Annotated in this window: 10 protein-coding genes; 8 read left to right on the top strand and 2 right to left on the bottom strand. The window is 37.4% G+C overall.

From position 1 onward, the window contains the following. The first annotated feature begins 74 nt into the window (after nucleotides 1–74). Nucleotides 75–950: a LysR family transcriptional regulator gene (locus QSG86_RS14710; RefSeq protein ID WP_317032184.1), complete on the top strand. Its 876-nt coding sequence runs from the start codon at nucleotides 75–77 to the stop codon at nucleotides 948–950. A 153-nt stretch (nucleotides 951–1,103) separates the two neighbouring features. On the opposite strand, the gene QSG86_RS14705 is transcribed toward QSG86_RS14710, so the two are convergent. Further along, nucleotides 1,104–1,700 carry a phosphatase PAP2 family protein gene (locus tag QSG86_RS14705; protein WP_317032183.1) on the bottom strand — a complete coding sequence of 199 codons (597 nt, stop codon included), beginning with the start codon at nucleotides 1,698–1,700 and terminating at the stop codon, nucleotides 1,104–1,106. Nucleotides 1,701–2,176: 476 nt separating this feature from the next. Continuing rightward, on the bottom strand, nucleotides 2,177–2,881 hold the full coding sequence (locus tag QSG86_RS14700) for an SIMPL domain-containing protein (protein WP_317032182.1): 705 nt from the start codon (nucleotides 2,879–2,881) through the stop codon (nucleotides 2,177–2,179). Nucleotides 2,882–3,437: 556 nt separating this feature from the next. Between QSG86_RS14700 and QSG86_RS14695 the strand changes: the two genes are divergently transcribed. The 7 genes from QSG86_RS14695 to QSG86_RS14665 all read left to right on the top strand — a co-directional run bounded on the left by QSG86_RS14695 (nucleotide 3,438) and on the right by QSG86_RS14665 (nucleotide 12,527). Beyond that, nucleotides 3,438–4,811, top strand: a complete 1,374-nt coding sequence (locus tag QSG86_RS14695; RefSeq protein WP_317032181.1) for a diaminobutyrate--2-oxoglutarate transaminase — start codon at nucleotides 3,438–3,440, stop codon at nucleotides 4,809–4,811. Then, nucleotides 4,811–6,343, top strand: coding sequence for an aspartate aminotransferase family protein (locus tag QSG86_RS14690; protein ID WP_317032180.1), 1,533 nt, complete (start codon nucleotides 4,811–4,813; stop codon nucleotides 6,341–6,343). The genes QSG86_RS14695 and QSG86_RS14690 overlap by 1 nt, the downstream gene beginning before the upstream one ends. 402 nt (nucleotides 6,344–6,745) lie before the next feature. Continuing rightward, nucleotides 6,746–7,771: a substrate-binding domain-containing protein gene (locus QSG86_RS14685; protein WP_317032179.1), complete on the top strand. Its 1,026-nt coding sequence runs from the start codon at nucleotides 6,746–6,748 to the stop codon at nucleotides 7,769–7,771. Nucleotides 7,772–7,875: 104 nt separating this feature from the next. Then, nucleotides 7,876–9,255: a phosphate ABC transporter permease subunit PstC gene (gene pstC / locus QSG86_RS14680; RefSeq protein WP_317032178.1), complete on the top strand. Its 1,380-nt coding sequence runs from the start codon at nucleotides 7,876–7,878 to the stop codon at nucleotides 9,253–9,255. Then, the gene (pstA, locus tag QSG86_RS14675; protein ID WP_317032177.1) at nucleotides 9,255–10,643 is read left to right on the top strand and encodes a phosphate ABC transporter permease PstA; all 1,389 of its coding nucleotides are present in this window, start codon (nucleotides 9,255–9,257) and stop codon (nucleotides 10,641–10,643) included. Before pstC ends, pstA begins: the two co-directional genes overlap by 1 nt. A gap of 13 nt (nucleotides 10,644–10,656) precedes the next feature. Then, complete coding sequence (gene pstB, locus QSG86_RS14670; protein WP_410487475.1) at nucleotides 10,657–11,577, top strand: phosphate ABC transporter ATP-binding protein PstB; 921 nt, start codon at nucleotides 10,657–10,659, stop codon at nucleotides 11,575–11,577. Between the two features lie 198 nt (nucleotides 11,578–11,775). Beyond that, a protein-coding gene (locus QSG86_RS14665) for an IS5 family transposase (RefSeq protein WP_410487449.1) occupies nucleotides 11,776–12,527 on the top strand; the annotation gives its coding sequence in 2 pieces (ribosomal slippage) (nucleotides 11,776–11,998 and nucleotides 11,998–12,527; 753 coding nt in all). Nucleotides 12,528–12,751: the final 224 nt, after the last annotated feature.

The following is a 12,751-nucleotide window of genomic DNA, read 5'->3' as shown; positions in this document are numbered from 1 at the left end:
CTCATTCTGGATGGTTTTAATATAAAACTAATCTATAGTCATGATAAAATGAGTTTTTACTCATATTAAATCTGATGACATTTGTTCAATTAGAAATTTTTTCTATGCTTGCGCAATTGAAAAGTTTTACAGCGGTAGCAAAGCGGTTAAATATTTCACAATCTGCTGTATCACATGCATTAAAAGCATTAGAACAACAATGGAATGTACGTTTATTTTATCGGAATAAAAATGAGGTTGAACTGACCGTACTTGGTGAAGAATTATTAATTTATAGTAATGATATCTTACATAGTCGATATGGTTTAGAGCAAAAAATTGCCGCATTCAACGGCATTCGATCAGGTACAATCAGAATAGGCTCGTTTGGTGCCTCTTCATCAAATGTCCTAATTCCGCTCATTTTAGAAAAATTTATTTTAAAGTATCCAGAGATAGAAATTTTAATTGAGGAAGGAACAGATCAACAAATTGCACAGTGGCTTATTGAGGGTAAAATTGATATTGGTTTTAAAGTGCTGCCAGATGATCGTTTTTATACCTATCCTATTATTGAAGATATTTTTGTTGCTTTAATTCCTAAAAATTATCCACTCGCGCAAAATAATGCTGTTTCTTTACAGCAAGTGATTGAGTATCCATTTTTAATGACTGCTGCTGGGAGTCAGGAACATGTGAGTGACATGTTTAAAAAAGCCAATCTAACACCCAATATTAAATGTACTTTTTCGCAAATTTTAACCATTATTAATATGGTGAATAATCAGATGGGAATCTCTATTGTTGCCGATATGGCAGTAGATAAAAGTATATTAAGTTTATACCCAAATGTGAGTAAACATCCTTTAATACCCAATGTTAAAAGGTCGATAGGCTTGGCTGTAAAAAGTCAAAATCATCTTTCACCTTTGCTTGAAGCATTTATTCGAATTGCACAATCAATTGAGTAGATCAATTATATAGATTAAGCAGTTATATGGTTTATTTTTTATAAATCAAAGGGTCATTCATATATCACTGCAATTAGCCCATCATCATGGATGGGCATATTACTTGACTCAAAACTGTAGCTGTTATTATAAGCGCATCATATGATTTAAATTTTATTTAATAATACCTTTATTAATTAATGGCTTGCAGCATGTAGAGTATATTTTAAGAATAAAGCGCATGATACGCTCTTGGTGTTGTTGCCATAATTTAAAACCAATCAAGTTCACTATAAATGCCAACGTAAAGCCTCCCAGAATATCAACAGGGAAATGGACGCCTACAAAAACACGTGACCAACCAACCAGCAATGCAACACAGAGTAATAATATGCCTAATTTTTTAAACGGAGAGAATAAATAAGAGAAAGCAATACAACTAAAAATGAGCATATGATCACTAGGAAAGGAACCATTGGCTGTATGCGCTAAAATTTGGTGACCGATACCTAAAGTGAAAGGTCTTGGAAAATAGAATAGATTAGAAAAACTTAAACTGATACAGAGTGCAATTGCAGTAAAAATAAAAGCTTTAAAAATATAGGTTTTAATCAGGGTGCCGCCACGTAACCAGCAGATCGCAAAAATCATGATCAACAGATACAGTAAATCATTGGCAATAAATAACCCAAATTTAGTCAACCAAGTAAAGCTTTGATTACTTGAGTTGATCAGGGTAAAAAGATCAAGGTTGAGTTGTGATGCAGTCATACAGTATAAGAGCAAAAAATAAAAATGCAATTTAGCAGAATATGTTTCAATTGAAAGTAAAAAATATTACATCTTTGTTACATACGGATAAGGATTTGATCATAAAAGCAAAAGCTTAAATAAAGCTTAAACGAAATAGAGGATAATCGTGTAGATTCGATACGTCTATGTGTGATCAATGTGATAGTGACTGGATGTCGGCGGATATACAACACAAAGTTTGCCTGTTAAAAATAAAAATATCCATGTAGCTTTCAAATATACCTGTTTAATATCCTTGGATATGGATGGATGAGGATTAAATATGGCATCTACTGTTTTGCATTAATATGGTTTATTAAAGAGATCTTGATGACTTGGCTAAACGCTTGCTAAATGGTTTTTGATCGGTTGTGTGTTTGATGGTTTTGTTGGATTATTTTTTCTACTGTGTATCAGGATTGCCATCATGTAATATGGCAATCCTATCTGATCGATTATTTAAATTGAATCGTACCACTGGCTGAAACTGATACTTTTGATTCACCGCCTGCCATTTCTTGTGGTGGAGCATCAGCACTGCTGGACAGTTTTGCCATTGCCATTTCAGCAAATACAGGGCGTGAATAATAATTTTGTGTATTAATTTGAAGGTTGACTAGGTTATAGCCAGATTTACTCCATGTCTGGGTTAATAATTGTGCACGTTGTTGCAGATTTTTAGATGCTTCGACAATCAGTTCATTTTCAACTTTACTGCGCTGTGCTTCTGAAACTGTAAAACTGACAGATTGGGTTTGAAAGTTTTGATGTAAGGCATTAATCAGTTCACTGGTTGCTTTAAAGTCTGTACTTTCAAGACGAATTTCAGCACGACCACGCCATTCTTGTAGTTTTCGATTGTCATTATTATAAACTGGATAAGAACTTTGTGCGCCTGTACTGAGTTTAACACTTGGATATTTTTTAGCTATTGCAATCGCCTGATTCATGGCTTGATTAATTTGAGAAGAAAGTAATGTGGGCTGTTTATTTGATTTCTCAATATACAATACGGCATGCATTTCATCATTTGCAACATCACGACTTGCTTCAGCTTGAATATTGGCAATATTGTAGTTGAGCGATGTATTATCTTGCGCATAAAGTGTTGAGCTGATACCTGCCATAAAGAGCAATGAAGTTGTCAAGAGATAACGCATATTGTGCCTTTCTGATTTAGAATGAGTTGTTTATAAATAACATATTTTTAATTTATGCGATATTTAAGTAGAGTTTGTGTGACATATGTAAGTAAACAATCGTGTTAAATTTCGTCAAATCAAGCCTTTATCATCAAATATACTTAAAGCAATTATCTTATTTATCTTTTTGATATTTAATATTTTATCCATAATTTTTACGCTGTTATTTTAGGGTGATATAGGCATAAAATACTGTTATATCAATGATATATTAATTAAAAATTGCAATAATCATCAATAAATGGTGATTAATATGATAACTTTTGTAAAAAAATGAGTATTTTCTTTACCTTGTCACACAGTCAGACCATAATCCCAACCAATAGTTAGATGGATATAAATTTTAAAGATTTTAAGCATTAAAACAGTTTATTTTCTTCAAAAATTAGGTATCATCGCGCTCCTAGTTATGTGAATAGATAAAAGTCTAACTAGATCTAAAAAGCACCGAGTCAAAGGACCGCAAGTCACCAGACTTATTTCTTTCAACCCATATCAGAGATGGTAATTCGATATGAGCGTTACTTCTGTAAACCCTGCCACCAATTCCACAAACGAATACTACTTGACTCGCCAAAGTCAGATGGAATCGAATGTGCGTAGTTATCCACGTAAATTACCGTTAGCGATAGCGAAAGCACAAGGTTGTTGGGTTACCGATGTTGAAGGTACAACGTACCTTGACTGTTTAGCTGGGGCAGGGACATTGGCATTAGGCCATAATCACCCTGCGGTCATTCAAAGTATTCAAGACACTCTCGCGAGTGGTCTTCCATTGCATACTTTAGACTTAACAACACCGTTAAAAGATGCTTTTACTGAAGCATTACTTGCGCAGTTACCTGGTGGTAAGGCTGAGTATTGTCTACAGTTCTGTGGTCCATCTGGTGCAGATGCCACAGAAGCAGCAATTAAATTAGCAAAGACCTATACAGGTCGAAGTTCTGTGATTAGCTTCTCCGGTGGCTATCATGGTATGACACATGGTGCATTGGCTATGACAGGTAATCTGTCTGCAAAAAATGCCGTCAATGGTTTAATGCCTGGTGTACAATTCATGCCGTATCCACATGAATACCGTTGTCCATTAGGTTTAGGTGGTGAAGCGGGTGTCGATGCATTAACCTATTATTTTGAAAACTTTATTGAAGATGTGGAAAGTGGTGTTACTAAACCTGCCGCAGTGATTCTTGAAGCGATTCAAGGTGAGGGTGGCGTGGTAACAGCACCCGTTAAATGGTTGAAAAAAATCCGTGAAGTAACCGAAAAGCACAATATTGTATTGATCCTTGATGAGGTTCAAGCTGGTTTTGCACGTTCAGGGAAAATGTTTGCCTTTGAACATGCTGGGATTGAGCCTGATGTTGTGGTGATGTCTAAGGCTGTGGGTGGAAGTTTACCACTTGCTGTTCTTGGTATTAAACGTAAGTTTGATGCATGGCAGCCTGCTGGTCATACCGGTACATTCCGTGGTAATCAGTTGGCAATGGGGACTGGTCTTGCTACGATCCAAACCATTCAAGAACAAAACTTGGCACAAAATGCAACTGAACGTGGTGATTTTTTACAAGCTGAACTTAAAAAATTAGCACTGGAATTTCCATGTATTGGTAATGTGCGTGGTCGTGGGTTAATGATTGGTATCGAGATTGTTGACGAACGTCAAAAAGCTGATCATATGGGCTCATTACCTGGTGATTCGCAATTGGCTGCGGCAATTCAAGCGGCATGTTTTGACCATCAGTTATTGTTAGAAAAAGGTGGTCGTAACGGTACGGTGATTCGTTTGCTTTGCCCGTTAATTATTACACAAGCTGAATGTGAAGAAGTAATTGTTCGCTTTAAGAAAGCAATTGCTGACGCACTTGTTGCAGTTCGAGGCGCATAATGGTTGATTTTGCAGAACATCGTAAAGCCTTATTCTGCAATGATGCACAATCCATTGCTGACTATCAGTCAGCAATGGGCGAAGCGGTGAAAGCCGTTTCTGCATGGTTGCAAAACGATCAAATGTATACTGGCGGAAGCATTAAAGCGCTGCGCAGCGCAATTGCATTTAATCCATCTAAAGATGGTATGGGTATACAAAAATCATTAGATCGTATGGTTGAACTTTTTCTCAATAAAAGTTTAAAAGTTCATCATCCTCATTCATTGGCACACTTACATTGTCCGACAATGGTGACCAGTCAGATCGCAGAAGTTTTGATTAATGCGACGAACCAATCAATGGATTCATGGGATCAAAGTCCTGCGGGTTCATTAATGGAAGTGCAGTTAATTGACTGGTTACGTCAAAAAGTGGGTTATGGTTCTGGTCAAGCAGGTGTATTTACCTCTGGTGGAACTCAATCTAACTTGATGGGCGTATTGCTGGCACGTGATGCTTGTATTGCAAAACATTGGCAAGATGAACATGGCCAGCCTTGGTCGGTACAGCGTGATGGTATCCCTGCTGATGCAATGCGGAATGTGAAAGTAATCTGTTCTGAAAACGCACATTTTTCTGTACAAAAGAATATGGCGATGATGGGCATGGGCTTTCAGTCAGTGGTCACTGTTCCAGTGAATGACCGTGCGCAAATGGATGTTGATGCATTAGCGAAAACAATGGCGCATCTTCATGCTGAAGGTAAGATTGTGGCATGTGTGGTGGCAACTGCTGGGACAACTGATGCTGGTGCGATTGATCCATTAAAAGAAATTCGTGACATTACCCAGCAATATGGCACATGGATGCATATTGATGCTGCATGGGGCGGTGCATTAATTCTATCGAATGATTATCGCTCGATGTTAGATGGTATTGAATTGTCTGACTCTGTGACCTTAGATTTCCATAAGCATTATTTCCAAACTATCTCTTGTGGTGCTTTTTTACTTAAAGATGAAGCTAACTATCGTTTTATGCATTATGAAGCCGAATATTTAAATTCTGCATATGATGAAGAACATGGTGTGCCGAATTTAGTATCAAAATCATTGCAGACTACACGTCGTTTTGATGCACTAAAATTGTGGATGACCGTTGAGGCATTGGGTGAAACGCTATATGGTTCAATGATTGATCATGGTGTCGTGCTGACACGTCAAGTTGCAGATTATATTCAAGCAACGGATGGTTTAGAACTATTGGTTGAACCACAATTTGCTTCTGTATTATTCCGGGTTGTGCCAGAAGGCTATCCAGTCGAATTGCTCGATAGTTTAAATCAAAATGTTGCTGATGAGCTATTTGCACGTGGTGAAGCCAATATTGGTGTAACTAAAGTAGGTCAAGTTCAATCTTTGAAAATGACCACCTTGAGCCCTGTTGCAACATTAGAGAATGTAAAAAATTTACTTGCACTGGTGCTTGCTGAGGCTGAACGGATTAAAGGTGCAATTGCTGATGGTTGTTATACCCCTGCGATTGACTAAATGTCACTCTTGAATCTATAAAAAAGCATCCAACTGGATGCTTTTTTATATAGGTTTATTTAAGAGTTGAAATATCGTATAAACCGCAACGATGATATATCTGGTAGAGCATTCTGGTATTGCTGTGTTTTATAGGATATTCAATCGATATGATGCATATACATAAAATGAAATATAATTGATAATTTTAAAAATTAATATATTGAAAATAGATGACAACAACAAAGACCACAGTTTAAATTCATTCATTTAAAATTGTGATATTCATTTTAATTATCATTAAAGCGTCATATTGTTGTAATCTCATTGTCATATTTCAAACTCAAAATGAACCTGACCAAAAGTACAACACACAATAAAAAGTGGCGTACTTGAATTAACGCTTCATAAAGAGAGAAGACAATGCGCTTAACGTATATCGCACTAGCTTTAACAGTTTCTGGGGAACTTCTAGCAACTACGGCAAATGCAGCTCGAGACACTATTCAAATTGCTGGATCTTCAACTGTTTTGCCATATGCCAGTATTGTTGCTGAAGAATTTGGTAATACATTTCCACAATTTAAAACCCCAGTGGTAGGTTCTGGTGGTTCATCAGGTGGCTTGAAACAGTTTTGTAATGGTACTGGTGATAACACCATTGATATTGCCAATTCATCGCGCAAAATTAAAGATACTGAACTTGCTGCATGTAAAAAAGCAGGTGTAAATCAAGTCATTGAGGTTAAAATTGGTTATGACGGTATCGTCTTTGCCTCAAATGCTAAAAAAGCAGCTTATAAACTACGTCCACAGCATGTCTATGCTGCGCTTGCAGCTGAACTACCAGCCAATGGTAAAATGATTCCAAACCCATATACTCGTTGGAATCAAATTGATAAATCGTTACCAAATGAACCGATTACTTTGGTGATTCCTGCTTCAAATCATGGTACACGTGAAGTATTCCAAGAGAAAATGGTAGATGTAGGTTGTGAAACCTATGCTGCGATTAAAGCTTTAGATAAAGATGCACAAAAGAAAGCATGTTCTAATTTCCGTAAAGATGGTCGTGTAATTGAAATTTCTGGTGACTATACTGAAACGCTAGCACGTCTAAAAACTTCACCAAGTGCAGTAGGCGTATTTGGTCTAGGTTTCTACGATCAAAATAAAGATAAATTACGTGTTGCAACGGTCAATAATGTTAGTCCATCTGAGCAAACCATTCTTAATGGTTCTTATCCAGTGTCACGTCCATTGTATTTTTATGTCAAGGGCGAGCATTTAAAAGCAATTAAAGGTTTACCTCAATTTACAGAATATTTTTTAAGTAAAAAAGTATCAGGTAAAGGCTCTAAATTAGATAAAGCAGGATTAATTTCATTATCTGATAAAGAAAGAGCACAAATACTGGCGAATGTTAAAGCTGGTAAAACAGTGAAATAATCGTTGTCTTTGATGTAAATTCACCAATGATTCGTCGTGATCATTGGTGATTTGTCTTAACAAAATTTTCCAAACAGTCACAATTGGAAAATCGTGGAGAATACATGAACTTGCTACTTATAGGTGTCTTATTGGCCATTATGGCTATCGCCTATCAAATTGGTTTAACCAAAAGTCGCAATTTGGCAGGTAAGGGCAATAACTCGGCAATGCTGCATTCGCGTCCCGGTTATTATGGTGCATTGGTTGCACTCTGGTGTGGTATTCCAGCTTTTTTAATTCTAATGGTATGGAATATTGCTGAACCTGCTATTTTAAAGCATGTGATTTTAAGTCATGTCCCAGCCAATATGGCGGCGACATTAGATCAGGCCAGTACTAGCGTATTGATTGATCGTGTTGAAGCGATTGCGTCAGGCTTTGGCGTAACAGATACCCCATTACCCTATGAACTTCAAGCAGCAGCACAGCTGGCACAGATTGAAATGATTGCTTCATTTGCCAAGTTAGCAGTGGTGATCTGTACCGCATTAATCTGTTTGGTTTGGGCCAAAAAACGCATTGGTAAGCAATATCGTGCGCGTAATCAAGTCGAAAAAGTCATTAATTTTGCTTTAGCATTATGTTCTGGTGTTGCTATTTTGACGACTGTGGGCATTGTGATGTCCATGTTTAGTGAAACCTTGCGTTTTTTTAGCTTTGTAAGTCCTATTGATTTCTTCTTTGGTACGCAATGGAATCCTGGTTTTAGTACGACTGGAAATGCAGATGGCAGTTATGGCTTAGTGCCATTATTGTGGGGAACCTTAATGGTGAGTGCAATTGCACTCTTGGTTGCCGTTCCTGTGGGACTCATGATTGCGATCTATTTAGCCGAATATGCCTCTCCTCGATTTCGTGCTTGGACGAAACCTACCATTGAAGTATTGGCAGGAATTCCAACTATTGTTTATGGTGTTTTTGCCTTGATGGTGATTGGCCCATTTATGAAGGCATTAGGTGCATCTATTGGCATAGATATCAATGCAACCAGTGCGCTGACAGCGGGCTTTGTCATGGGAATTATGATTATTCCATTTGTTTCATCTTTATCTGATGACATTATTACCCAAGTACCTCGATCATTACGTGATGGTTCTTTGGGATTGGGTGCAACTAAATCTGAAACGATTCGTCAAGTGGTTTTACCTGCAGCACTGCCTGGGATTATTGGTGCATTTCTATTGGCTGCTTCACGAGCGATTGGTGAAACCATGATTGTGGTATTGGCTGCCGGAAACAGTCCATTATTACATATTAATCCATTTGAAGCGGTATCCACAGTCACCATGACGATTGTTAATCAGCTGACAGGGGATACAGATTTTGCCAGCCCACAAGCTTTGGTGGCTTTTGCTTTGGGTTTAACCTTATTTGTAATTACTTTAGGTTTAAACATTGTAGCACTTTATATTGTGCGTAAATATCGTGAGCAATATGACTAATGAGTAAGATAGATACGAATTCATTGGATCAAATTGATCCACGACAAGCAAATGATTTAAGAGAAAAGCGTAAGCGTACCATTGAAAGTTCATTGGCTAAACGACATCGCAAGGAAAAAACCTTTAGGATTTTCGGCTTTTCTGCCGTAATTGCAGGTTTGTTTTTTGTGATATTGCTCTTTAGTAGTATTCTTGCCAAAGGATTGCCTGCATTTTGGCAATATAGTTTCACGGTTCCAGTTTATTTTGATCCTGCATTAATACAAGTTGGGCCGAAGCCAGTGCCTCAGGCCAATGAAGCACCTGTTCAGTTTGAGCAACGTTTGATTGCTTGGCAAACTGATTTAGGGATGGTGGATTGGGATGGTTTGATTGTAAATAGTTTAATTCATCAAGATCGTCAACTTGAAGCAGATCGTGATGAGCTTTCTTCAATTTATACCAGTTCAGAAGCCTATACCTTGCGTGATATGGTGATGAAGGATCCAAGCTTAATTGGTAAAACCAAAGAAATTAAGATATTGGCTGATGCTAATGTCGATGTTTGGTTATCTGGTAATATTGATCGAAATTTACCGGCTGAGCAACAGCAATTAAGTCCTGAAATACGTCATTTAGCAGATCAATTAAAGACTCAAGGTATTCTTGAAAAAACGTTTAATACCAATATTTTCTTTAGCCCAGATTCGCGAAGCTCTCCTGCAACATCCGGTTTAGCAGGTGCTTTTATGGGTTCATTGTTTATGATGTTGATCGTTATTTTAATTTCGATTCCGATTGGTGTTGCTTCTGCTATCTATTTAGAAGAATTTGCGCCTAAAAATGTCATTACAGATATTGTTGAAGTCAATATTAATAATCTCGCTGCTGTCCCATCGATTGTTTTTGGTTTGTTAGGGGCTGCAATTTTCATCGGCTGGATGCATATGCCATTATCAGCACCATTGGTCGGTGGACTGGTATTGAGTTTAATGACATTACCGACCGTGATTATTACCACACGTGCATCACTTAAGGCAGTACCACCTTCCATTCGACAAGCCGCTTTGGGTTTAGGTGCATCACGCTTACAAACGGTTTTTCATCATGTCCTACCGTTAGCATTACCTGGTATTTTAACTGGTGCAATTATTGGTGTCGCTCAAGCGCTAGGTGAGACAGCACCTTTACTGTTAATTGGTATGAGTGCTTTTGTTGCCAGTATTCCTGCAACACCATTAGATCAATCGACCGCTTTACCTGTACAAATTTTTCTATGGCAAGGTAATGAGTTGCGTAACTTCTTTGAAGGTCGAACTGCAGCAGCCATTATTGTATTACTGGCTTTAATGATTGGTTTAAATAGTTTAGCAATCTGGCTACGTAAAAAATTTGAAGTGCGTTGGTAAGAGAGAAGATGATATGAATATGACAACGGCATCGACAGAAAATACTGTTCAACAGGATAAATCAGTGAATTCAGAACCAAAACAGTTTACGTCTTCTGATCCAGATAAACCTCCAGTGACCTCGTTTATCTCACAATTTGATACGCAAACCTCAACCAAAAAAGACCCCCAACATTCTCAAGTCAAATTGAGTGCTTCGGATGTCCATGTGTATTATGGTACTTCAGAGGCAATTAAAGGTATTGATATTAATATCTATGAAAATGAAGTGATTGCATTTATTGGTCCATCAGGATGTGGTAAATCAACATTTTTACGTACCTTAAATCGTATGAATGACACTATTGATAGTTGTCGTGTGACAGGTAAAGTGATGCTAGATCATCAGGATATCTACGATCCTAATCTTGATGTTGTATTATTACGTGCACAGGTTGGTATGGTCTTCCAAAAGCCGAATCCATTCCCGAAATCTATTTTTGATAATGTCGCTTATGGCCCTAAGCTACATGGTTTAGCACGTGATAAATATGATTTAGAAGAAATTGTTGAAAATAGTTTACATAAAGCAGGGTTGTGGGATGAGGTTAAAGATCGTTTAAATCAACCCGGTACAGGTTTATCGGGTGGTCAACAACAGCGTTTGTGTATTGCGCGTACGATTGCGGTTAGTCCAGAAGTGATCTTGATGGATGAGCCATGCTCTGCACTGGATCCGATTGCAACAGCAAAAATTGAAGAATTAATTTCAGAGCTTTCTACCCAATATACCATTGCTATTGTGACGCATTCGATGCAACAAGCTGCACGAGTATCTGATCGTACAGCATATTTCCATTTGGGCGATTTAATTGAAGTGAATTCAACAGAGAAAGTATTTACACAGCCTGATCATCAATTGACTGAAGCTTATATTACTGGGCGTTTTGGTTAATGACGGGTTTAATCTCTAGCTGTATGGACAATATTCAAATCATAACCGAGTTAAATGCTTAAACTCGGTTGTGATTTTTGAATTGTTCTTATGATATAAAATATTTTAATATTTTGTTTAGGGCGTGTCCTCATTTGAAGAATAATATTTAAACGCCTAGAATTAGGCTCTACTTTATCTCCATTTCAATATTTTTCAATGGCACGTACTCTTCTCACAGATGATATTTGGCAACAGATTCAAGTAACAATGAAATTTCATGGTTGCTATAGCTCAAAGAACAGTAGAAATATTATGGAAGCTATTTTATGGAAACTACGCACAGGTGCGACATGGCGTGATATTCCTCAAGAGTTTTGCCCTTGGAAAACTGCTTATAACCGTTTTAATCGCTGGGCTATGAAAGGCTTATGGGATAAATTTTTTTCAAACTACGAGGCAGCTTGGACCAAGAATGGGTATTCATTGATGGAAGCTACATACGCGCGCATCAGCATGCAAGTGGAGCTCGGCATGGCTTCGAGCGTGCAATTGGACAATCTCGTGGAGGACTCACAACAAAGATTCATCTTGCAACCGACGCGAATGGATTACCGATTGATTTTAAAATCACTGGGGGTGATGTCCATGACAGCCAAGTTGCAGAACACCTAATAGATCTAATTGAAACAGCAGATTATCTAATCGCGGACAAGGGATATGATTCTGAATATATCAGGAAGTCTGCTAGAAATCGAAAAATGATACCTATTATTCCATTAAGATCAAATAGTAAGAAATTCAATCTTGATTTTGATAAGTACTTATATTGCTTAAGACATTTAGTTGAGAATGCCTTTGCAAGATTAAAACACTTCCGTGCAATAGCAACTCGATTTGATAAACTCGCACGTAATTATCAGTCTATGATTTATATCGCCTGCATGTTCATTTGGTGTAAATCTAAATGAGGACACACCCTAGACTATATATTTAATTTTTTATGCCACTTCATTAAAGGATGAGTTTTTTAGTTATAAAATCGCTGCGAGGTTAGCGTTGTTGAGATGTATCTTATTTTAGATCGTGCTTAATTCGGTTGATATGATGGTGACGATATCAGGCTGCTAGATTTATCGGGAGATAGGTTGAATATTGGATAACGCGTTATTTTTTAATAATTGCAAAAATAGCA

Origin of the sequence: Acinetobacter sp. SAAs474 (assembly GCF_032823475.1) — a bacterium.
GTDB lineage: Bacteria > Pseudomonadota > Gammaproteobacteria > Pseudomonadales > Moraxellaceae > Acinetobacter.
This window is presented reverse-complemented; position numbering and strand designations above follow the sequence as displayed.

Bases quoted from the DNA above. Each gene is read 5' to 3' on its own strand.
- QSG86_RS14700 (WP_317032182.1), bottom strand. From the start codon at position 2,881: ATGCGTTATCTCTTGACAACTTCATTGCTCTTTATGGCAGGTATCAGC.
- QSG86_RS14705 (WP_317032183.1), bottom strand. From the start codon at position 1,700: ATGACTGCATCACAACTCAACCTTGATCTTTTTACCCTGATCAACTCA.
- pstC (WP_317032178.1), top strand. From the start codon at position 7,876: ATGAACTTGCTACTTATAGGTGTCTTATTGGCCATTATGGCTATCGCC.
- QSG86_RS14710 (WP_317032184.1), top strand. From the start codon at position 75: ATGACATTTGTTCAATTAGAAATTTTTTCTATGCTTGCGCAATTGAAA.
- QSG86_RS14695 (WP_317032181.1), top strand. From the start codon at position 3,438: ATGAGCGTTACTTCTGTAAACCCTGCCACCAATTCCACAAACGAATAC.
- pstB (WP_410487475.1), top strand. From the start codon at position 10,657: ATGAATATGACAACGGCATCGACAGAAAATACTGTTCAACAGGATAAA.
- QSG86_RS14690 (WP_317032180.1), top strand. From the start codon at position 4,811: ATGGTTGATTTTGCAGAACATCGTAAAGCCTTATTCTGCAATGATGCA.
- pstA (WP_317032177.1), top strand. From the start codon at position 9,255: ATGAGTAAGATAGATACGAATTCATTGGATCAAATTGATCCACGACAA.
- QSG86_RS14685 (WP_317032179.1), top strand. From the start codon at position 6,746: ATGCGCTTAACGTATATCGCACTAGCTTTAACAGTTTCTGGGGAACTT.